The following is a 21394-nucleotide window of genomic DNA, read 5'->3' as shown; positions in this document are numbered from 1 at the left end:
AGCAACGACTGAACACCCGACAAGGGGGTCAGTCCCAATCCGTCGTTACGGGGTTACTCCCAACCCGCCGTTGACAGACGTGTTCCTCAGCGAGAACCTCGGCTTGTGAGGTGCGCACGAGCCCGGAGAAGCGGTGCAGCTCGGCCTCGGTCAGCGGCCGGACCCCACCCGCGGTGTCCGGGTCGGGGGTGAACCACAGGCCCCCGGCGAACGCCCCCGGGCCTTCGGCCAGGGCCCGCTCACGGTCACCGGCGTCGTCGGGGCGCGTCTGCGCGACGAGGTCCCCGCGGCGGTCGTCGTCCCCCTGGTCGCTGTCCTGGCCGTCGCCCGGGTCGTGGGTGTCGGGTTGGTCGTCGGTCCTGGGCTGGTCGGTGCGAGCCTGCGCCGCGGCGGTGGCGTCGCGGTGGGACAGCTCCCGGCCCTCCCGACCCAGGGTCACGTAGCGCTGAACCGAGGCGCAGCCTTCGACCGCGGACAGCTCGCGCTCACTCGCCCGGCCGGCGCGGTAGCCCCACATCTCGGCGTCGTCCATGTGCCGGGCCAGGGCATCGTGGTCGGTGATCGCCGACGTTCCGGCCGCCGCCCGCACCGCCTTGACCGCGCAGTGTTCGGCCCGTTCCCGGGCGGCGGCCAGGGTCTCCCCGCCCGCGGTGTCGACCCAGGAGAAGCGGGCGCGGATCTCGGCCAGGTCGTCGGCGTCGACGCACCAGCCACCGTCCGGGCGGCCGTGCACCCCAGTGTTCTCCTGCAGGTACTGACCCAGCATCTCCCGCGCATCGGTCTGCCCGCCGGGCAGGCCAGCGGCCAGCACCTGGACCGCCTCGGCCGGGCCCATCAGGCGGTAGCGGGCCGGGCGAGCGGTCGGGGCGTGGCCGGCGGCGAGGTCGTCGAGGTACTGGGGGGCCCAGTAGTCGACGCCCTCAACCACGCTCGGGTCGAACTCCAACCCACGCACAGGCCGGTCCGCGGTACTGCTGTCGTGATGTTCGGTCATGGTGTTCTCCTGGAAGTCGTGGGCGGGGTGGGAGCGGCGGGTCATCGCGGCTCACCACCCGCGAGGTCCTCGGCGTTGGAGCGGCCGGCAGGCAACGCCGCGACGGCGGGCCCAGCCTCGGACGAGGCGTCGGTGTGGATGCGGCGCAGCTCGGCGAACATCGCGTTCGCCTCCGCCACCCGGCTCGCGGCCGGACCGAACCGGGCCGGCCACCGCCGCGCCAGCACCGCCAGGGCGCGCTCGATCTGGTGATCGCGCCACGTCGCGGCCCGGTCGGTGCGCCGACGCCAGCGGGTCTCGGCCTCGATCCGCGCCAGCAGCCGGGCACGGCGGCGGACGTCACGGCGCTTCCACGCCATCCGCGCCCGCCCAATCACCGGGGCGATCCCGCGGCGGATCACCACCACCCGCCCGGCGGGCAGGTTCGCGATCTGCGCCGGCGCAAGCACCGGGATCTTCCGCACGCTGCGGGAGGTGACCTTCCCCCGCTCATCAGTCGTCGCGACGCGCTCGTCACGGTCGCCGGCGAGGGTGGACCAGAACTCCAGGTCGGCCTTGTCCCGGGTCCCACCGAAGATCATCAGACCGGCGGTGTTGTTCAGGATCGTCGCCGCCCCGTGTTCCCCCCAGCGGGCGAGCATCTGCGCGCGAGACTGGAACGCCGCGACGATGTTCACCCCGCGACCACCCATATCCGCCGTCCACGACTCCAGAGGGACCGGGGAGATCAGGGCAGCCTCGTCCAAGAACAGGCCCAGCGGCGGGTCCAGCCGTCCCATGGGCTCATGCGCGGCCAAACGGCGGGCCTCACGGGCGATGTGCCCGGTCAGGGCGCAGACCAGGGGCGCGGTCTGGGCCTCCTCGGCGCCGAGGAGGAACACCGTGGCCCGCTCGGCCAGCAGCCGGGCCACGTCGAACCCGGTCCCCGGCTCAGCCGCCGCCGCGGCCGCGGGATGGGTCAGCCAGCCCAGCGCCGGCATCACCGACGAGGTGATCGAGGAACGGGTGCGGTCGTTGGTGGAGATGAACTGCATCGCGTCCTGCTCGAACGCCTGCACCCCCGACCGCCGCAACAACGCCGGCACATCCCGGCCAGCCATATCGGGGTCAGCGACCCACCCCAGGACATCGGCCATCCGCCGGCCCCCGAGCGCCGCGGCGTGCAGCAGGGCGGCGAGGACGCGGCGGGCCTGACCGTCCCAGAACTCCCGATCCCCACCCGACCCGCGCGAGACCGCGGCGATCATGTCCGTCGCCCGCTCCGTCGCAGTCACAGGGTCCGTGCACCCGGTCAGGGGGTCGAACGTGATCGTCGACGCCCGGCCCCCGAGCCCGGCCGGGTTGAACACCAACACCGGACCACCCGCTGCACGCAGCGGAGAACACAGCTCCAGCAGGTCCGTGCGGGTCGAGGTCACCAGCGCCGCGCCCGGGGCGTCCAGGACCCGTCCGGCTAGCCAGCCGGTCTTACCGGTGCGCGGGCCACCGACGACGATCACCACGTCCTCGGTCGAGGTCCACACCCGCAGCCCCCCGGCCCGGCACAACTCGGTGCCCGTAGCGGCGGAAGGCAGGCGCAGCCGCTCCCACCGCGACAGCCCGGCCAGCGACGGACGCACCGTAGGCGCCTTGCGCCGGATCGCCAACGTGCCGGCGTGACGGACAATGTCCAACGACGAAGCGACCCCGGCGCGACGCCGGGTGCGGGCCGCCCACCGCGAGATCGTCGCCGACGACCGCGACCAGCGGTGCCACACGACCGCCACCACCAACAGTCCGGCGACCAGCAGCGCCGGCCACGCCAGCGTCTGCAACAGCGTTGCCGCCGGCAACGCAGCAAGCAGCCCCGCCCCGACCGCGAGCAGCCGGGCGCCACGCGCCCACAGCACCGCAGCCAGAACCGCGAACCCGACCAGGAACAGCGCCGTCGTACCGACGGTCGCAAGAAGCGCAAGCACCATCAGTCCACCCACCCGGCCCGGGCCACCCACGCCGCGACATCAGCGCGGCGGCGGACGCAGTCCTCGCGATGGCCGTCCTCGTTGTCGACCGGATGCGACTCGTAGGGGCCGCGGTCGGTCACCCGCTGCCCGCAGGTCGCGCAGTCCCACGACGTCGTCGGGGCATGGAACGAGGGCCACCGGTCCGGCGCCTGCGGCACCCGGCCCTCGACCAGCCACTCGAACGCCACCTCCGCCCGCGACCGACCCTCACCGTCGGCGACGAGGTCGAGCGCAGCGCCGATCTCGTCCCACGACCGGCCCGCCGCCCGCGCGGCATCGGCGAACTCGATCAGCCGCCCCGCGGCAACATTGCGCACCAGCAGCGCCGACCGCAGCCCAGCCAGCGGGTCGTCCAGGCGCGAGCGGGTCAACAGCCGGTAGCCCTCGATCGGGTCCTCCAGGCGGGTCGCGCCGAACGCCTCGACAGCACCGGCCCAGACCATCGAGCGAACCCGGGACACGAACCCCGCCACCTGCTCGTCCAGCTCCCGACTCACCGCGCACCCCCAGCGACCCGCCGCTGAGTCGCGGCCGTACGGCGAACCGGCTCCGGCGTGACCGGTGCCCGTCCGACGCCGCCACGCGGGCGGTGGCGCAGCCCAGCTCGCTCCGCCTCGCTCAGTCCACCTGCGACCCCGAACGGCAACGCATCGACCGCCCAGGCCAAGCACCGCGCGCGCACGGTGCACCCAGCGCACACCGCCTTCGCCGTTGCCTCGGCCCGATCCCGGGCCGGACCGGCCTCGGCAGCCGGAAAGAACAGCTCGGGATCCACAACCAGGCACGCACCCTCGCTGCGCCAGTCGCGGCGCTCGCCGGGCTCTGCTCGGCCCACTACGCTCGTCATCTCTCCTGCCTCCTCCTGCGTGGTGGTGAGAGCGGCCCGGCGTCGTGTGTCCGCCAAGATCCCGTCGCCGGGCCGTCCCAACTCGTCCGTGCTCGTCGCGCTCACCGCGCGCTACCTCCTCGTTCCGACGCCCGCGCCGGCGCCGGGAACAACCCCGGCAGCGCGTCGGACTCCTCGCGCACCCGGTCCCGATCCGCCGCCGTGTCCCGTCCCACACGCGCACCGGGCACAACCTCGACCAGGTGCCCCAGCCGAACCGGGAGCGGCTTGTTCTCCAGCAGACACAGAGCGACCACCCGCGACGGGCAATCCCGCCGCCGCACCACCACCGGCCAGCCACACCCCGGGCACCGACCCGAAGACGGCGCATCGTGATCCACAACGACCTGCAACAGGCCCGTCCGGCCCGCAGGACGCAGCAGCCGCACATCCAGGTCCCCGGGCCCCGCGCCCCGCGCCGGGACCGTCCACTCCGCCGCCGGCCGCGCGCTCACCGCGCCACCCCGCGGGCCTCGACCGGCTCCGGCACCCGCCCCGACGAGTCAGGACACAGCACCGAACCATCCGGGTGCGAGAAATCCGGCGACCGGCCCGCACGGGCGCTCCAGCCCGACGGCGGAGCATCAACGACCGAGCCACCGCAACCCGGGCACACCAGGTCGGACAGCTCCACCGACCACACCGAGCCGGTCGGCTGCGCGGTGGCCGTCATCGGGTGCCGGCCTCGGTCGAGGTGGACTCGTTCGACTGCTGGTTCAGGGCCGGCGTCGCCGCCTGGTCGAACGCCGACACGAACGTCGCGATCGCACCCGGCACGCCCTGACCGACCGGCGTCGCGATGAACACCACCGCCGCCACCACCGAGAACAGCGCCGCACCCCCGGCCGACCGCGCCTTCGCGCAGATCACCGCCCCTGCGACCAGAACCAGCAGAACCACACCGACGCCGCCCATCAGATATGCCCCTGCGTCTCGTCGGTCCCGGCGACGGCGGCCTCGACGAGCGAGGCAATCACCTGTGCCGGGATGAGCAGACGGCCCCGGACCCGCACGGCCCGCAGCTCGCCGGACGAGATCGCCCGGTACACGGTCATCCGCGACATCTTCAGCATCACGGCGACCTCCTGGACGTCGTAGAAGGTCGGTGCCTGAGCTGGCATCTCACTGATCGACATTGCTTCTCCCGTTCACTTGGTTCGCACAGTATGTGCTATGCGCACATGGTGCACAAGGTCTGTTCTCGGCCTACCGCTCGCGCTGTAGTCAGCCGTGGGCTGACTATGCTCTCCGCAGGAGGAGACCGATGACCGAGCAGACCAGCAGGCCGAAGTACCTACAGGTGGCCGACGACCTACGCCGCGCGATCCGCTCGGGCACCTACCCGGTGGGCAGTGAGCTGCCCTCGACCTCGCAGCTCGTCCGCTCGCACGAGGTCTCGACGACGGTTGTGCGCGCTGCTGTTCGCGAACTTCGCCAGGAGGGCATCGTCCGCGGCCAACCGGGCAAGGCCGTCTACGTGACGGCCACACCCGACGAGGTTCCGTCGTCGGGCGCCGGCGCAGAGGACATCATGGCTCTGGTCCGCGACCTCCAGGACCGCGTTGCGCGTCTGGAGCAGCAGGTGGGCGACGTCAGGAGCTGAGGCTGCCTGCGAGTCACTCGCTGCTCTGTGTTTGCTCTTCATGCAAACAAGGAAACAGGGAGCGACGGCGCGTCTACAGTGTGCTCACGGGGTGCATCCGTGCACAGGGGGTGCACGGAGCCATGCACCGGTCCCCGGCGAGGTGGGTGGAGCTCGTGGGCAAGACCGTTCCGAACGACGCTCTCGCGCGGGCGATGGCCGAGGCGCGAATGAGCAACACAGGTCTGGCGAGGCGGGTCCGAACGCTGGCCGAAGCGGCCGGTTCACACAGCTCGGCCGATCATGTCGCCGTCAAGCGATGGCTCGATGGAACGCAGCCCAAGCCGGAGACTGCCCGGTTCATTGCCGCGGGCCTGTCGGAGAAGCTGGGCCGGACCGTCACTCCGGCGGGGCTCGGCTTCACTGCGGAGATGGTCTCCGCGCCCCACCTCGTGGTGACCGGCGCTCCGGTGACCTACCCCGATGACGCGCCTGCCGCGACGTCCGAACTCGCAGCCGTCGCGGACGCGGATGCCAACGGCGCGCTGAGCCCCGAGGCAGGCGCCTGGGACCGACTGGCCGTTCCGTCGATCATCACCGGATACCTGTTCGGCGGCGGCAGCGAGCCGGGGAGCGTGACCGAGGCCGGCGCGCCGCTGGACGCCGAGGCGATCCGTCTGACTACCGCGCGGCTCATGGACCTGGACTTCCAGCTCGGCGGCGGGCACACGCGCGAGCTGCTGCTGTTCTACTTCCGCAGCCAGGTGCTGCCACTCCTTCGGGCGCTCCCCCGCGGCCCGCAACGCCGCGACGTGCTGTCGGCGACCGCCGAGCTGGCGCAGCTGCTCGGATGGACCGCCTACGACTCCGGACGCCACGCAGCCGCACAGCGGTACCTCGTCTACGGCCTGCGCCTCGCCAAGGACGCCGACGATGTCCTCCTGGGCGCGCGTCTGCTGTCCAACCTCAGCCACCAGGCGAACTACCTCGGGCACTTCAAGGACGCCGTACAGCTCGCCCGCGCCGCCATCTCGACGAGCGAACGCATCCCCGCGCCCGCCACGCTCGCGCTGCTGCACGCGATGGAGGCTCGCGCGCTGGCCTCGCTGGCCGACGAGCAGGGCGCGGCCCGCGCGCTCGCACGCGCCGAGGCATCGCTGCAGCAGGACGGCGCGTCTCACGATCCGGCTTGGATCAGCTACTTCGACGCTGCCGAGCTGGCAGGCGAGGCCGCCCACTGCTTCCGCGACCTCGGAAAGTCGGAGGAGACACGCCAGTTCGCAGGCCTGGCCGTCGCTGCTCCGGAGACCCCGCCCCGGACCCGCGCGTTCATCAACATGGTGTCAGCGTCAGGGGCCCTCCGAGGTGGCTCACTCGACGAGGCGGTGGAGATCGCGCGGCAGGCCGTCGAGCTGGCCGGCCCCTTGCAGTCGAGCAGATACCGGCGCTACGTCGCCGACTTCGTGAGCGAAGTCGTTGCTGCGCACCCGCGCGATGCGCGGACCGTTGAACTGACTGTCTTCACCGATCCCCTGCTGCACGACACTGGTCGGCCCGCTTCAGAACGGTGACCAGTCCCTACGGGCGACGCCGTCCCGGATCGAGCGCATGCGCCGTTCGTACTCGTCCCGGATCTCCTCAGACTCGTTGACGTTCTGCATCAGCCACGTAGTCATCTTGATCGCCTGCACCTGCCGCAGGCTCTCGAACCCCGTCCACTCGGTGACGTCGAACCCGTAGCCCTCGACGAAATCGGCGTACTGCGCGTCGGTCCAGAAGCCAGCCACGAGGTACTCCGTCGCAGTGACTGCCAGGTCCCACTCCGGTTGGCCGATCCCGACATTCTCCAAGTCGATTAGGACCGGAATCCCGTCCGCGGGAACCATCAGGTTCTGCACGTGGGCATCGCCGTGCAGCACGCACCGCTCCAGGGGGAATCGCAGGCCGGCCAGCTCGGCCACAGCACTGGCGAGCGCCCGGCGGAGATCCCGGCGATCCCCGTCTGGGATCGGGGCGCGATCGATGCGGCCGACCACCCGGGCGAGGGGGTCGAACTCGGGCAGGTCGACTGGTCCCGATGATGGCAGGCCGTGGACACTGCGAAGCAGCCGGCCGAGCTGCCGTACATCGCCGGGGCGACCCCTCCGACCGTCGATGAACTCCCAGAAGGTCACGGGGTGGCCGTCGACCTCGAATGGCTGATCTGCGACCTGTGCGAGTCGTGTAGCACGAACGTCCTCCTCGGCGAGCCACCGAGAGACCTGTACCTCCTTGACGGCATCCGTCCGACGCTCGGGCGAGCGTGCAATACGGACGACGACCGGGTTCGCTTCTAACCGATAGATCGCGTTTTCTCCGAGCCGGAGCAGCTCAGCTCCGTCACCGCTGAGTCCGGCGCGACGGCACGCCTCATGCAGGACGGGCAGTGTCGAATCGCGCCCGAAGGTCGTGGAACTGGGTGCACCGGCCACGCGACAACCGTACGGAGGAACTACCACCGCAGCGTCATCGGAGCGACAGGAGAGGACGGGTCGACCGGCGCGACCTCTAGCTCGTAACCCCCGACCCATGCCTCCCCCGCGTCGGTGTGGTCGGGATCCTCGATCCTGGCGATGCCGATGAGGTGTTCCCGGAAGCTGCCGAGGTCGGACACGCTGCCAGCGACGACCCGGGGTGGCCATCGCCGTCCGTCCGGACCTCGGACCGTGATCCTCCAGTACGCCCCGGGAGGCGCAGGAGCGATCGGCGGTGGGGCCGCCTCGGACGTCGGCGTCGGCGTCGGCCGGGATTTCTGCGCCGGTTGCGCAGCCACCCGAGGCCGGCCCGTTCCCTCGACGAGGAGACCGGCGGCCCGCAGCACCCCGACTGCCCGTCGTGCGGTGGACAGCGATACCCCGTGCTCGGCCGCCAGCTCTTCCGCAGTCGGAATCAGCTCGCCGGCCGACCGCTCCCCCGACTCGATTCGCCCAACAACAGCAGCGGCGACGACCTCGTACGGGTGGCGCGGCGTCCGGACAGCCGGTTCACCTTCGGCCGGTCGGGCCGGCATCCCGGCCCCGATCCCGACAGCCGCCCGCTGGTCGGCTTCGGAGACCCACGCCGTGTAGGTCCGTAGCGTGGTCACGCCGCCGCTGCCGTGGCCGAGCCGACCGGCGACCGTCCGCAGGTCGACACCCGCGACGATCAGCTCGGTTGCGGAGTAGTGCCGCAGCTTGTGGAAGGTCGTCTTGATCCCGAGCCGCTTCGCCAGCCGCTCGTAGCGTTGCGTCACGCTGTCGGGCAGGGCGAAGTCCGTGCCGTCCGGCGAGCGGCCGAACACGAACCCCTCGGGGTTCGGGGCCAGTCCCAGCGACTCGGCCCGGCGCTCGTAACGCCGACGGTGCTCCCGCAGGACCTCAGCGGTCTCCGGGTCCAGCGCGATCCGGCGCTGCTGGTGGGTCTTCAGGTCGCCCTCGACAGGCCTCCCGTCGTCGTTCTTCACAATGGCCCGGCGGAGCCACAACGTCTCCCGACCCTCGTCGAGCACGGCCTCGGGCTAACGGACGGCGCACAGCTCCCCGCGACGGGCACCGGTCGTCATCGCCGACCAGACGAGCGCACCCCAGTCCGGGTCCTCCCACGCCGCCGTGACGATGGCAGCGGCCTGGGTCGCACTCGGCGGCTGTGGATTCGGTTTCGTCGCGGGCGGTGGCTCGGCCTGGCTGAGCGGGCTCGTCACGATCCAGCGCCACCGGACGGCCTTGCGGAACGCGCCGGACAGGATGAAGTGGATGTGCCGGACCGTCGAGGCGGACAATGGACGGCATCGGTGCGGTCCGCACCGGGCGTCGCAGTCGTGCGGGCTCCTCGTCCGGTGGTCGGTCCGACGGGACCCGTCGCAGTGATCCCGGCACCGGCGGAGCTCGGCGTAGTAGGAGTCGAGGGTCTCGGGATCGAGCTGCGCCACCTTCACCGTGCCGAGCAGGGGGAGAACGTGGTTCCTCACGTACCCGCGGTACAGCGTCCGAGTGCTCGCGGCACCGTCGAACTGTTCGAGGTAGCGGTCGAGGAGCTGCTCGATCGTCGCCGCGGTCCGCGGGTTCCGGCGCTCCGCGACCTCCTGGACCAGGCAGGCGCGTACGGCCTCGGCTCTCGCCTCGACGTCGGGCCCCGCCGGTACGACCTCCACCAACCGGTGCTTCTTCTTGGTGACCGGGTCGGTGCCGGCGTGCACGCGCACCCGTCGCGCGCCGCTGGGTAGGACGTCGATCGCACCCCGGAGGCTCCGTTTGGGCTGGTCGCGAGAGGCCGGCACCGGGTCATGATAGGTGCTCAGTGGGTCACACGAGGGGTCACGCGAGAAGTTCGATCGAGGACTTCCCAGGAGAGTTCCCTGGTCAGAGCTGGAGCCGGAGGTCGGGATCGAACCGACGACCTACCGCTTACAAGGCGGTTGCTCTACCACTGAGCTACACCGGCGAGGGACCACAGCCTAACGCCCCGGCACCGTCACGACCCTCCCGCCCGCCCGGCCGACGCCGGGTGTGGGGCCGGGCAGGGCGCCGTCGGCCCGCCCCTAGCCTGGTGCGGACAGCACCGACGGAGGGAGGGACCCGTGGCCGAGGAGACGCCGCCGGCCGACCGGTTCGCACGGCGGTTGCGCGGCGCGCTGCGGCGTGACGCGAGACGGCTGCTCACCCCGGGTCCGTCGACGGTGCCGATGCTCATGCTCGGCCCGCAGGTCCCCGACGACGCCCGCGTGCAGGAGGTCCTGGACCTCTGCATGCGGATCGGTGAGATCGCGCTGTCCTCCGGCGAGTCGGTCGACGAGGTCACGGCGACCATGCTGCGGCTGGCCAACCTGGCGGGTCTGCCCGCCGTCGACGTGGACATCACGTTCACCTCGATCACCATGTGCTGCCACCGGGGCAACGCCGCGCAGCCGGTGACGACGATGCGGCTGGTCCGCTACCGGACGCTGGACCTCTCCCGGCTGGCCGAGACCGAGGAGATCATCCGCGAGGTCGAGGCGGGGCGGCTCGACGTGCGGGCGGCGTCGTCGAAGGTGTCGGAGGTGGTGCGGCATCCGCACCCGTACCCGCGCTGGGTGGCGACGTTCGGCTGGGCCGCGCTGGCCGCGTCGATCGCCCTGTTGCTCGGCGGCGGCCCGCTGACCGCGACGACGGCGTTCGTCACCACCGCGATCATCGACCGGATCGGCCGGGTGCTGGCGCGGCGCGGGGTCGCGGCGTTCTTCCAGCAGGTGGTCGGCGGGTTCCTCGTCACCGCCTCGACGGTGGCCCTGGTGCAGCTGGAGGTGTTCCCGCCGGGCACCCGGGCGTCCTACGTCGTCGCGGCGGGGATCACGGTGCTGCTGTCCGGGCTGAGTGTGGTCTCGACCGTGCAGGACGCGCTGACCGGCTACTACCTGACCGCGGCCGCGCGCATGGTGGAGATCTCGTTGCTGTCGGCGGGGCTGCTGACCGGCGTCGTGCTGGGGCTGCAGCTGGGGCTCGCGATGGGCACCCAGATCGAGGTGTCCGGGGACCTGCCGTCCGGTCCCGGCCAGTTCGGGCTGTCACTGGTCTCCGGTGCGCTGGCGGCGGCGTTCTACGCGCTCGCCGGATACGCGCCACTGCGGTCGTTGCCGATCGCGGGCGCGGTCGGCGCGTCGAGCTGGCTCGTCTACGGCCTGCTCACGCAGAACGCCGGGCTCGGACAGGTACCGGCGACCGGGGCCGCGGCGCTCGTCGTCGGCCTGGCGGCGGGCCTGCTGCGCCGGGGCACCCAGACCCCGCCGATGGTCGTCACCCTCGCCGGGGTCACACCGCTGCTGCCCGGTCTGGCCGCCTACCGAGGCTTCTACCAGCTGGCGATCGAGGGGCCGTCCGAGGGACTGGTGACGATCACGATCGCGCTGGCCGTCGGGCTGGCGCTGGCCGCAGGCGTCGCCCTGGGGCAGTTCGTGGCCAGCCCGCGCCGCCGCCCCGAGGACCGGCCAGGCGGGGCCGAGAACTCACCCACCGGCGGAGCGGCCGTCGGCTCCCCGGTGTCGGACGGCACGGCCGACGGCGCCGATCCGAAGTAGGGTCGGCGCCAGGGTCGAGCGTCGAGGAGGGCTTGTGTCCACAGGGGAACCGGTGTCGGCGGCGGATCTGGTGGTGGTGGCCAACAGGCTCCCCGTGGACCTGGAGCGGCACCCGGACGGCAGCACCACCTGGCGACGCAGCCCGGGCGGCCTGGTCACGGCGCTGGAGCCGACCCTGCGGGCCCGGGAGGGCGCCTGGGTCGGCTGGCCCGGCGTCGCCGACGCCGAGGTCGAGCCCTTCGCCGAGGACGGCCTGTCGCTGTTCCCGGTGACGCTGACCGCGAGCGAGGTCACCGACTACTACGAGGGCTTCTCCAACGGCACGCTGTGGCCGCTCTACCACGACGTCGTCGCGCCGCCGCAGTTCCACCGGCACTGGTGGCGCGCCTACACCGCGGTGAACCAGCGCTTCGCCGAGGAGGTCGCGAAGATCGCCGCGCACGGCGCGACGGTCTGGGTGCAGGACTACCAGCTCCAGCTCGTCCCGGGGAAGCTGCGCGAGCTGCGCCCGGACCTGCGGATCGGCTTCTTCCTCCACATCCCGTTCCCGCCGGTCGAGCTGTTCCGCCAGCTGCCGTGGCGGACCCGGATCATGGAAGGGCTGCTCGGCGCGGACCTGGTCGGCTTCCACACCGACGGCGGCGTCCGCAACTTCCACTGGCTCGCCCAGGAGCTCGCCGGGGCCGTCTCCGAGCGAGACCCCGAGGTACTCCGCCACGGCGGCCGGCGCATCCGGCTCGGCGCCTTCCCGATCTCGATCGACTCGCACCGGCTCGACGAGCTGGCCCGCACCCCCGAGGTGGAGAAGCGCGCCGCGCAGATCCGCGAGGAGCTGGGCAGCCCGCGCAAGATCGTCCTGGGCGTCGACCGGCTCGACTACACCAAGGGCATCGACGTCCGGCTGCGCGCCTTCCACGAGCTCCTGGAGGAGCAGCGGGTGACCGTGGACGACGCCGTCATGATCCAGCTGGCGACGCCGTCGCGCGAGCGGGTCGAGCACTACCAGCAGATGCGCGCCGACATCGAGCAGGCCGTCGGGCGGATCAACGGCGAGTTCGCCCGTGTCGGGCACCCGGCGGTGCACTACCTGCACCGCTCGCTGCCGCGCGAGGAGCTGGCCGCGTTCTTCCTGGCCGCCGACGTCATGCTCGTGACCCCGCTGCGCGACGGCATGAACCTCGTCGCCAAGGAGTACGTCGCCTGCCGCCCGGACGACGGCGGCTGTCTCGTGCTGTCCGAGTTCGCCGGCGCCGCGATCGAGCTGACCAGTGCCCTGCTGGTGAACCCGCACGACACCGACGGCGTCAAGGAGGCGCTGTACGCGGCGCTGACCATGAACGCCGAGGAAGGCAGGAAGCGGATGCGCACCCTGCGCAGACAGGTCCTCGACCACGACGTCGACCGCTGGGCGACCTCGTTCCTGGAGGCGCTCGGGATCCGGGTCGAGCAGTGAGCCTCGACGACGCGCTGACCCGCATCGCCCGGGTGCCGCGGCTGCTCGTCGCCCTCGACTTCGACGGCGTGCTGGCCCCGCTGGTCGACGACCCGTCGGCGTCCCGGCCGCTGCCGTCCGCTGCCGACGCCGTCCGCCGCCTCGCCGCGCTCGACGACACGACCGTGGTGATGCTGTCCGGGCGTGGCCGCGACGACCTCGCCGCCGTCTCCGGGTTCGGCCCGCCGGTCGGCCTGGTGGGCAGCCACGGCGCCGAGTACGACGACGAGCTCGGCGCGTTGCTCGGCCGCGGTGGCCTCCTCACCGCCGAGCAGGAGCAGCGGCGCGCGACGCTGCTCGCCGGCCTGCGGGCCGTGGTCGACGGGACGCCCGGGGCCCGGCTGGAGACCAAGCCCGCAGGCGGTGCGGTGCACGTGCGCGGGATGGCCCCGGCCGCCGGGACGGCACTGCTGGAACGGGTCCGCGCCGACTGGGTCCGGGACGGGGTGGACGCCACCGCCGGCAAGGACGTGCTGGACCTGGCGGTCGTCGAGACGACGAAGGGGTCCGCGGTCGACGCGCTGCGGGCCGCGCTGGGCGTCGACGCGGTGCTGTTCGCCGGCGACGACGTCACCGACGAGACCGCGTTCCGGGTGCTCGGCGACGGCGACGTCGGGATCAAGGTCGGCGACGGCGACACCGCGGCCCGGTACCGGGTCGCGGACCCGCAGGAGGTGGCCGCGGTCCTGCAACGCCTCGCCGCGCTGCGCACCGGGGCGTGACGGGGCCGGGTCAGTCGAGGTCGGCCAGCGCGGCCGGGGGCTCGCGGCACGGGTCGTCGGCCGCGGGCAGGTCCGAGGCGTTGCCCGCGATGCCGATGCCCTCGGTCGCGGCGAGCCCGCCCATCTGGGCGTACCAGCGGGGGGCGCGCTCGCGGGCGTGCCAGTAGCCCTTCGCACTGATCCAGCCGCGCTCGCCGGGGTCGGCGACGCCGTTGCCGTTGGCGTCGCCGAGGAAGCGCATGCCGCCGCCGGGGGCGCGCTCGACGTGCAGCGGGGACGGCAGCAGCCCGACGAGCTGGGCGGACTCGTCGACGCTGAGCGAGCGACTGGACTTGCCGAAGTAGTACCAGGACGCGGCGCAGACGCCGTAGACGCGCGGCGCGAACTGCGCGACGTTGACGTAGATCTCCAGGATCCGCCGCTTGGACATGACGATCTCCATCGTCTCGGCCGGCGGGATCTCCAGTGCCTTGCGGAGCGGTTCGAGCGGCGGGTAGCAACCGGCCCACAGGAACAGGTTCTTCGAGGTCTGCTGGGTGATCGTCGACCCGGACGGGTCGTCGGTGCCGTCCAGGTACGCCTGGACCCGCGCCCACTGCATCCCGTAGTCGACGGCGAGCGTCCGCTCCGGGAACTGCTGGTCCTCCTGCCCCATCACCACGACCAGGAAGTTGCGCGACACGTGCTCGGCGTCGGTCCACTGCGCGACGGTCGGCCCGAAGTTCCACAGCCGGAACATCGTGTACGGCGGGTTGACCAGTGTGAACAGCAGCACCAGGACCAGGGGGACGGTCTGGGCGACCAGCGCCCAGCGCAGCACCCTGCGCAGCCGGGCCCGGGTCGACGGCGGTGGGGTCCCGGGTGGCCGCTGCGGTCGCAGCCGGCGCAGTCGTTCCCGCAGCGCCGCGACCTGCGGCCCGATCGGGCGGCGCGAGGGGCGGCCGACCTCCGGCCGGGGTTGCGGGACCGCCGCTCCGCGTCGCGGGGGCGGGCCGCTCCGGCGGACGCCGCGGCGGGAGGGCAGGGGCCGCTGGGCGGGGTGGAGCACCTCCGGCGCCTGCGACGGCTCGTCCCGGCGCCGGTCGGCGTCCACGCGGTCGTCGGCCGGTGGGACCGGCCGTGGGGCGGCCGGGGGAACGCCGGGCCGCGGCGGGGCGGGACGACGCGCGGTGCAGGCGGCGCGGAACGCCCGGCGGGCGGGGCCGGCGGCGCGGGCGGCGCGGCGGGACCCCGGCCGGCGACGCGCGGGGGTCCGCCCCGTCCCGGGCCGCGCTGGTCCGACGGGGCGGGCCGGGCGCCGCCCGGTCCCGGGGCTCGCGCGGGGTCCGGGCCGGCAGGTCGCGGCGGACCCGACGGCGGGCGCGGTGCGGCGGGCGGAGAGGCCGGCGGAGAGGCCGGCGGCACGGCGGAACGCCCGTGCGGCGGGCCGCGGCGCGGGCGTCGGGGCGGGCCGGCGTCGTTCAACCCAGCCCCCTCTCCCGGTCCGGCCACCCGGACGGGCGACCCGAACCCGACGATACCGACGGGCCGGGACGATCCGTGGACGGTCCGGGTCAGCGCGGGGGGCCGCAGGCCGGGTCGACGGCGTCGAGCACCTCGACCGGGTCGCCGACGGTGATCTCCGCGCCCGGGTCGTCCGGGATCAGGTTGACCCCGAACCACACCTTGCCGTCGAACCGCCGGTGCTGGGCCAGGGTCGCCATCGGCTCGCGGCCCTTGGCCGCCGTCCCCGGGTCGACGGTGGTGAGCACGCAGCGGGCGCAGCCCTTCGCCACCCGGAACTCCGCGACGCCGATCCGGATGCGCCGCCAGCCGTCCTCGGCCCACGCGGGTGCGCCCTCGACGACGGCGTTCGGCCGGAACCGGGTCATCGGCAGCGGTGCCTCCGCCGCGTGCCGGCCCTCGGCGACCAGTGCGTTCAGCGCGTCGAGCGAGGCGGCGGAGGTGAGCAGCAGCGGGTAGCCGTCGGCGAAGGAGACACGGTCGTCGTCGTGGGAGAAGTCCGGGTCGGGACGGCGCCGGGCCGGGTCGTCGAGGTGGAGCAGCCGCACCGAGGAGCCGAGCAGGTCCGAGAACCAGGCGTCGGCCTCGGGGCCGGCCGGGACGCCCGCGGTGTCCCAGCGGTGCACACGGGCGGGGAGCGGCTCGCCGTCGGGCACCGGGACGGTCAGCGGCGGCATCCCCGGCCCGGTCAGGCGGAGCCCGTCGGCGGCGGGGGTGGGTGCGACGAGCACGAGCCGGGGATGGGTGCGCGCGGTGACCACGGCGCCGTCGTCGCGGACGAGCATCCACCGCCGGTCCCCGGCGAGACCGGCCCGTTCGACGACGGCGCGCGTCACCTCGGCACCCCGGCAGGACTTCACCGGGTAGCGCCGCAGCCCGGACAGACTCACCATCCGGAGAAGAACTCCCCGGACTGACGCAGTTCCCGGGTGGTCGACCCGACGATCAGCTCGGTCGGGAGGGTGACGTACTCGGGGACGTGGCGGTCGCCGCGCTCGAGCAGCAGCCGCCCGGCCTCGAGGCCCTTCTCCCGGAACGGCTGGCGGACCGTGGTCAGGCCGAGGCGCTCGGCCTCGGGCACGCCGTCGAACCCGGCGACCGAGAGGTCCTCGGGGACCCGCACGCCGCGGTCGCGGGCCTCGCGCAGCGCGCCGAGGGCGAGGATGTCGGAGGTGCACACCAGCGCGGTGATGCCGGGGTGGGACGCCAGGAGGGTGGCCGCACCGTCCGCGCCGGCGTCGAGGGAGTGCTCGAACCGCTCGATGACCGGGACGTCGGCCCAGTCGACACCGGCCTCGGTGAACGCCGCGCGCAGCCCGGCGAGGCGCTCGCGCTGCACGGCGTAGGAGCTCCCCTCCTGGCGTGCGATGTCGGCCGGGCCGTCGTGCCGGTGCGACGACAGGCGCATGCAGAGCACGCCGACGCGGCGGTGGCCGAGCTCGACGAGGTGCCGTCCGAGCGCGAGGGTGCCGGCGCGGTCGTCGACGCCGACCCGGTCCACGCCGGTGATCCCGGCGGGCTGGTCGCAGACCACCGTCGGCACCGGTCGCTGCAGGACGGCCCGGAAGTGCGGGTCGTCCTCGCTGACCGAGTAGACGACGAACCCGTCGACCCCGGCCTGGTAGACCGCGTCGACGTCGGAGTGCTCCGGGCTGACCGGGATCAGCAGCAGCCCGGTGCCCGCCTTCTCGCAGGCCAGGGCGAGCCCCTCCAGGAAGCCGGTGGCGCCCGGGTCCCGGAAGGCGTAGCTGAGCGCCTCGGTGAGCAGCAGGCCGACCGCACCGGCGCGTCGGGTGCGCAGTGAGCGGGCGACCGGGTCCGGGCCCGGGTAGCCGAGCCGGCGGGCCGCCTCCAGGACGCGCTCGCGCAGCGGCGCGGACAGCTGGTCGGGCCGGTTGTAGGCGTTCGACACGGTCGTCCGCGAGACCCCGAGCTCGGCGGCCAGCGACGCCAGCGTCGCCGGGCGCCGCGGGTGCTGGGGTCCGGTCATTCCCCGAACGGTAGCGGCGCGGTCACGCACGTGAAAGTCGGCCCCGACCGGCCGTGACGGGATCACACGGCGGGCGCGGGCCCGGCGCGCCGTGCAACGGTAGAGTGAATCTGAGAATGATTTCCAATAAATGTATGCCGATGTGTTGATGGGAGTTCCGTCCGTGTCCCGATCCCCGCTCCGCCCGGCCGCGCTCGTGGCCGGGCTGGCCGCACTCGCCCTGGGGCTGACCGCCTGCGGCTCCGGCCAGGTCGACGCCCCCACCAGCGCCGACACCCCGCAGGTGAAGATCGTCGCCTCCACCGACGCCTGGGGCGCCGTCGCCCGCGCCGTGGGCGGCAACTACGCCCAGGTCCAGTCGATCATCAGCTCCCCCGACGTCGACCCGCACGGCTACGAGCCCACCCCGCAGAACGCGGCCACCGTCGGCGAGGCCCAGCTGCTGCTCATGAACGGCGGCGGGTACGACGCCTTCATGACCGATCTCGTCTCCGCCTCCGGCAACCAGGCCCCGCTGATCGACGCCGTCGAGGTCTCCGGCATCGAGGGGGCCCAGGAGGCCGCCGCGGACGACCACGGCCACGACCACGCCGAGCCGGCCACCGGCGCCGACCACGACCACGCAGGTGAGGCCGGGGCCGAGCCCGCCGCGGGCGCCGAGCACGAGCACGAGCACGGTTCGTTCAACGAGCACGTCTGGTACGACCCGGCCGCGGTCGGCCGGGTCGCCGAGCAGCTCGCCGACCAGCTCGGCCGGATCGACCCGAGCGCCGCGGAGTACTTCCGCACCAACGCCGAGACCCTCCAGGGCGGTGTCGCCCAGCTGACGTCGAAGGCCACCGAGATCGGCCGTGCGCACCCGGGGGCCCGGGTCGCCGTCACCGAGCCGGTGCCCGACTACCTGCTGCAGGCCGCCGGGATCGCGAACGCCACCCCGCAGGAGTTCTCCTCGGCCGTCGAGGAGGGCACCGACCCACCGGCCGCCGTCGTCGCGCAGATGCTGGGGCTGTTCACCGCCCAGCCGCCGGTCGACGCGCTGATCCTGAACAGCCAGACGACCTCGCCGACCACCGACCAGGTCCGCGACGCCGCCCAGAAGGGAGGCGTCCCCGTGATCCAGATGTCGGAGACCCTGCCCGCGGGCACCACCGACTGGGTGCAGTGGATGAACGCCAACCTGGACGAGCTGTCCGCGGCGCTGAACCGCTGACATGGGGCTCCCGGAACAGTCCGCGCTGTCGCTGCGCGGGGCAGGCCTCCGGTTCGGGGACCGGACCCTGTGGTCCGGCCTCGACCTGGACGTCGCACCCGGCGAGTTCGTCGCCGTCCTCGGTCCGAACGGCTCCGGCAAGACGACGCTGATGCGCGTCCTGCTGGGGCTGCTCCCGCTGTCCGAGGGCACCGTGACCGTCGGTGGGCACACCCCGCGACGCGGCAGCCCCGAGATCGGCTACGTCCCGCAGCAGCAGCCGCTCGACCCGGACCTGCCGCTGCGCGGGCGCGACCTCGTCGGTCTCGGCCTCGACGGGCACCGCTTCGGCCTCGGCCTGGGGCGGCGACGCGAGCGGCGCGAGCGGGTCGACCGCGCACTGTCCCAGGTCGGCGGCACCGGGTACGCCGACGCCCCGGTCGGGCGACTGTCCGGCGGCGAGCAGCAACGGCTGCGGGTCGCGCAGGCACTCGTCGGGGATCCGGCGGTGCTGCTGTGCGACGAGCCCCTGCTCAGCCTGGACCTGTCCCACCAGCGGATCGTGACCCGGCTGATCGACGAGCGCCGCCGCGCAGCGGACACCGCGGTGCTGTTCGTGACCCACGAGATCAACCCGGTGCTGCCGCTGGTGGACCGGGTGCTCTACCTCGTCGACGGCCGGTTCTCGATCGGCACCACCGACGAGGTCATGACCTCGGAGACGCTGTCGCGGCTCTACCGCACCGACGTCGACGTGCTGCGGGTCCGGGACCGGCTGGTCGTGGTCGGGGCCGACGACTCGCCGGTCACCCGCGACGAGCACGCCGAGCACGGCGTCGCCGCGATCGGGGGTGGCGCGTGACCGAGTTCCTGGCCCGGATCCTCGATCTGTCCGGCACCGGCACACTGCTGGGCTACCCGTTCGTCCGCAACGCGCTCATCGCCTGCGCGGTGCTCGGTCTGGTCGCCGGGCTGCTCGCCCCGCTGATCGTCAGCCGCGGGATGGCCTTCGCCGTGCACGGCACCGCCGAGCTGGCCTTCACCGGCGCCGCGGCCGGGCTGCTGCTCGGCGTCGCCGTCGGGGTGGGGGCGGTGGTGGGCGCCGTCGTCGCCGCGGTGATCTTCGGTGTGCTGGGGCTGCGGCAACGCGAGCGGGACTCCGCGATCGGCGTGGTGATGGCGTTCGGGCTCGGCCTGGGCGTGCTCTTCCTGGCCCTCTACGACGGCCGCTCCTCCAACCGCTTCGGCCTGCTCACCGGCTCGATCGTCTCGGTCGACCCGCAGAACCTGTGGGTGCTGGGGGTCGTCGCGGCCGTCGTGCTCGCGACGCTGGCGGTGCTCTACCGGCCGCTGCTGTTCGCCAGCACCGACCCCGACGTCGCGGTGGCGCGCGGCGTGCCCGTCCGTGCGCTGACCCTGGTGTTCAGCGTGCTGATCGGGCTGGTGACGGCGCTGGCCGTGCCGATCGTCGGCGCGATCCTGGTGCTGTCGGTGCTGATCGTGCCCGGCGCCGCGGCGAACCGGGTCACCGCGAACCCGCTGCTGGCGACCGTCATCGCGATCGTCATCGCGGAGGTCGCGCTGGTCGGCGGGACGATCCTGTCGCTGGCGCCGGGGCTGCCGATCTCGGCCTACGTGGCGACCATCGGGTTCGTCGCCTACCTGCTGTGCCGCCTGGTGGGCCGGCTGCGCGGCCGCGGCCCGGTCCGCGCCTGATCCGCACGGCGCGCGGTGATCCGCTGTTCGCGCGCGTACGGACGCGCGCGGGGAGCGGATCACCGCGCGTCGCGGCGATCATGGGATCGGGTCAGCGGTGGGTGCGACGGCGGCGGGCCACTTCGGCCAGCACCACACCGGTGGCGACCGAGGCGTTCAGCGACTCCACCCGGCCGGCCAGGGGGATCGAGACGGTCACGTCGCAGGTCTCGCGGACCAGCCGGGACAGTCCCTTGCCCTCCGACCCGGTGACGATCACCAGCGGCCCGGTGGCCAGGTCGAAGTCGTCGAGGGAGACGTCGCCGTCGGCGGCCAGGCCCGCGACCATCAGCCCGGCGGAGGCGTACTCCTGCAGGGTGCGGGTCAGGTTCGTGGCGCGTGCGACCGGGACCCGGGCCGCGGTGCCCGCCGAGGTCCGCCACGCGACCGCGGTCATGCCGGCGGCACGCCGCTGCGGCACGACGACGCCGTGCCCACCGAACGCCCCCACCGACCGGACAACCGCACCCAGGTTGCGCGGGTCGGTCACCCCGTCCAGGGCGACGGCCAGTGCCGGGCGCCCGGAGTGCGACGCGGCCTCCAGCACGTCGTCGGGGTGGGCGTAGGAGTACGGCGGCACCTGCAGGGCGAGGCCCTGGTGCAGCGCTCCGCCGCTGATCCGGTCGAGGTCGTTGCGCGGCACCTCCAGGATGGAGATGCCCCGCTCCGCCGCCAGTGCGACGGCCTCGGTGACCCGGTCGTCGGCGGACATGCCGGTGGCCACCTGCAGCGCCGTCGCCGGGACGCCCGCCCGCAGGCACTCGACGACCGGGTTGCGCCCGAGCACGGTCTCCGGGGTCTCCCCGTCACCGCGACGGCCCGCGACCGGGCGTCGGCGCTGCTGCTGGTCCTGGGCGGCACGCCGCGCGGCCGCCCTCGCCTTCGGGTGGCCGGGGCGCATCTCGGCGGGCGGGGTCGGCCCCTTGCCCTTCAGTGCGCGCCGGGCCTGACCGCCGGAACCGACGACCATGCCCTTCTTGGTGCCTTCCTTGCGGATCGCACCGCGGCGCTTGGAATTGCCTGCCATGAGTTCTACGAGTCCTAAGTGTGATGTCCAGGGAGGTTGGTCAGCCTGGTGACTGGTGGCTGGCCGCCGATGGCGGAGTGAGCGCGGTGGTGATTGTAGAAGTGCAGCCAGCCGGGTAGGGCGTCGTTGCGTTGGCGGGTCGACTCATAGAGTCGGGCGTAGGCCCAGCCGTCGGCCAGGGTCC

General features: G+C 73.4%; 22 protein-coding genes and 1 tRNA gene. 8 read left to right on the top strand and 15 right to left on the bottom strand.

What is annotated here, in order from left to right; translation table 11 throughout:
- Positions 1-28: 28 nt before the first annotated feature.
- From FVA95_RS23550 to FVA95_RS23525, 6 genes are all read right to left on the bottom strand, one after another.
- Entirely contained in the window at positions 29-1039 is a 1011-nt protein-coding gene (locus FVA95_RS23550) for a hypothetical protein (RefSeq protein WP_149666088.1), read from the bottom strand.
- Positions 1036-2955, bottom strand: coding sequence for a type IV secretory system conjugative DNA transfer family protein (locus FVA95_RS23545; RefSeq protein WP_149666087.1), 1920 nt, complete (start codon positions 2953-2955; stop codon positions 1036-1038). The genes FVA95_RS23550 and FVA95_RS23545 overlap by 4 nt, the downstream gene beginning before the upstream one ends.
- Entirely contained in the window at positions 2955-3494 is a 540-nt protein-coding gene (locus FVA95_RS23540; RefSeq protein ID WP_149666086.1) for a hypothetical protein, read from the bottom strand. The genes FVA95_RS23545 and FVA95_RS23540 overlap by 1 nt, the downstream gene beginning before the upstream one ends.
- Positions 3491-3844: a WhiB family transcriptional regulator gene (locus FVA95_RS23535; protein ID WP_149666090.1), complete on the bottom strand. Its 354-nt coding sequence runs from the start codon at positions 3842-3844 to the stop codon at positions 3491-3493. The genes FVA95_RS23540 and FVA95_RS23535 overlap by 4 nt, the downstream gene beginning before the upstream one ends.
- Before the next feature lie 708 nt (positions 3845-4552).
- Positions 4553-4798: a hypothetical protein gene (locus tag FVA95_RS23530; protein WP_149666085.1), complete on the bottom strand. Its 246-nt coding sequence runs from the start codon at positions 4796-4798 to the stop codon at positions 4553-4555.
- Complete coding sequence (locus FVA95_RS23525; protein WP_149666084.1) at positions 4798-5019, bottom strand: helix-turn-helix domain-containing protein; 222 nt, start codon at positions 5017-5019, stop codon at positions 4798-4800. The genes FVA95_RS23530 and FVA95_RS23525 overlap by 1 nt, the downstream gene beginning before the upstream one ends.
- Before the next feature lie 128 nt (positions 5020-5147).
- Between FVA95_RS23525 and FVA95_RS23520 the strand changes: the two genes are divergently transcribed.
- Both FVA95_RS23520 and FVA95_RS23515 read left to right on the top strand, forming a co-directional pair.
- On the top strand, positions 5148-5486 hold the full coding sequence (locus tag FVA95_RS23520) for a winged helix-turn-helix domain-containing protein (protein WP_149666083.1): 339 nt from the start codon (positions 5148-5150) through the stop codon (positions 5484-5486).
- 155 nt (positions 5487-5641) lie between these two features.
- Complete coding sequence (locus FVA95_RS23515) at positions 5642-7036, top strand: hypothetical protein (protein WP_205015959.1); 1395 nt, start codon at positions 5642-5644, stop codon at positions 7034-7036.
- Here the strand turns inward: FVA95_RS23515 and FVA95_RS23510 are convergent.
- From FVA95_RS23510 to FVA95_RS23500, 4 genes are all read right to left on the bottom strand, one after another.
- On the bottom strand, positions 7025-7936 hold the full coding sequence (locus FVA95_RS23510) for a phosphotransferase enzyme family protein (protein ID WP_205015958.1): 912 nt from the start codon (positions 7934-7936) through the stop codon (positions 7025-7027). The two genes, FVA95_RS23515 and FVA95_RS23510, sit on opposite strands and share 12 nt — an antisense overlap.
- Positions 7937-7956: 20 nt before the next feature.
- Positions 7957-8991, bottom strand: coding sequence for a tyrosine-type recombinase/integrase (locus tag FVA95_RS32200; RefSeq protein WP_205015957.1), 1035 nt, complete (start codon positions 8989-8991; stop codon positions 7957-7959).
- Positions 8992-9000: 9 nt separating this feature from the next.
- Positions 9001-9759 carry a hypothetical protein gene (locus FVA95_RS32195; protein WP_205015956.1) on the bottom strand — a complete coding sequence of 253 codons (759 nt, stop codon included), beginning with the start codon at positions 9757-9759 and terminating at the stop codon, positions 9001-9003.
- An 89-nt stretch (positions 9760-9848) separates the two neighbouring features.
- Positions 9849-9923, bottom strand: a tRNA-Thr gene (locus tag FVA95_RS23500).
- A 136-nt stretch (positions 9924-10059) separates the two neighbouring features.
- Between FVA95_RS23500 and FVA95_RS23495 the strand changes: the two genes are divergently transcribed.
- From FVA95_RS23495 to otsB, 3 genes are read left to right on the top strand one after another with little or no spacing between them, the layout of a single operon-like run.
- Entirely contained in the window at positions 10060-11532 is a 1473-nt protein-coding gene (locus FVA95_RS23495) for a threonine/serine exporter ThrE family protein (protein WP_149666080.1), read from the top strand.
- A gap of 34 nt (positions 11533-11566) precedes the next feature.
- Entirely contained in the window at positions 11567-12985 is a 1419-nt protein-coding gene (locus FVA95_RS23490) for a trehalose-6-phosphate synthase (protein ID WP_149666079.1), read from the top strand.
- On the top strand, positions 12982-13746 hold the full coding sequence (gene otsB / locus FVA95_RS23485; RefSeq protein ID WP_149666078.1) for a trehalose-phosphatase: 765 nt from the start codon (positions 12982-12984) through the stop codon (positions 13744-13746). The genes FVA95_RS23490 and otsB overlap by 4 nt, the downstream gene beginning before the upstream one ends.
- A 10-nt stretch (positions 13747-13756) precedes the next feature.
- Here the strand turns inward: otsB and FVA95_RS23480 are convergent, their stop codons facing one another.
- The 3 genes from FVA95_RS23480 to FVA95_RS23470 all read right to left on the bottom strand — a co-directional run bounded on the left by FVA95_RS23480 (position 13757) and on the right by FVA95_RS23470 (position 17239).
- The gene (locus tag FVA95_RS23480) at positions 13757-14839 is read right to left on the bottom strand and encodes a transglycosylase domain-containing protein (RefSeq protein ID WP_149666077.1); all 1083 of its coding nucleotides are present in this window, start codon (positions 14837-14839) and stop codon (positions 13757-13759) included.
- Between the two features lie 460 nt (positions 14840-15299).
- Positions 15300-16142: an MOSC domain-containing protein gene (locus FVA95_RS23475; RefSeq protein WP_149666076.1), complete on the bottom strand. Its 843-nt coding sequence runs from the start codon at positions 16140-16142 to the stop codon at positions 15300-15302.
- Positions 16136-17239: a LacI family DNA-binding transcriptional regulator gene (locus FVA95_RS23470; RefSeq protein ID WP_149666075.1), complete on the bottom strand. Its 1104-nt coding sequence runs from the start codon at positions 17237-17239 to the stop codon at positions 16136-16138. Before FVA95_RS23470 ends, FVA95_RS23475 begins: the two co-directional genes overlap by 7 nt.
- 163 nt (positions 17240-17402) lie before the next feature.
- Between FVA95_RS23470 and FVA95_RS23465 the strand changes: the two genes are divergently transcribed.
- Genes FVA95_RS23465 through FVA95_RS23455 form a run of 3 tightly spaced genes read left to right on the top strand, consistent with a single transcriptional unit; the run spans position 17403 to position 20144 of the window.
- Positions 17403-18449, top strand: coding sequence for a metal ABC transporter solute-binding protein, Zn/Mn family (locus tag FVA95_RS23465; RefSeq protein WP_149666074.1), 1047 nt, complete (start codon positions 17403-17405; stop codon positions 18447-18449).
- Position 18450: 1 nt separating this feature from the next.
- Positions 18451-19290, top strand: a complete 840-nt coding sequence (locus tag FVA95_RS23460) for a metal ABC transporter ATP-binding protein (protein ID WP_149666073.1) — start codon at positions 18451-18453, stop codon at positions 19288-19290.
- A gap of 8 nt (positions 19291-19298) precedes the next feature.
- Positions 19299-20144, top strand: coding sequence for a metal ABC transporter permease (locus tag FVA95_RS23455; protein WP_149666089.1), 846 nt, complete (start codon positions 19299-19301; stop codon positions 20142-20144).
- Between the two features lie 91 nt (positions 20145-20235).
- On the opposite strand, the gene rlmB is transcribed toward FVA95_RS23455, so the two are convergent.
- Entirely contained in the window at positions 20236-21210 is a 975-nt protein-coding gene (rlmB, locus tag FVA95_RS23450; protein WP_043280415.1) for a 23S rRNA (guanosine(2251)-2'-O)-methyltransferase RlmB, read from the bottom strand.
- A 14-nt stretch (positions 21211-21224) separates the two neighbouring features.
- A partial coding sequence (locus tag FVA95_RS23445; RefSeq protein WP_149662779.1) for an integrase core domain-containing protein occupies positions 21225-21394 on the bottom strand: 170 nt, incomplete at its 5' end.

The organism is Pseudonocardia sp. EV170527-09, from assembly GCF_008369905.1.
GTDB lineage: Bacteria > Actinomycetota > Actinomycetes > Mycobacteriales > Pseudonocardiaceae > Pseudonocardia.
The sequence above is the reverse complement of the archived record's forward strand: the minus strand, read 5'-3'. Positions and strand labels throughout refer to the sequence as shown.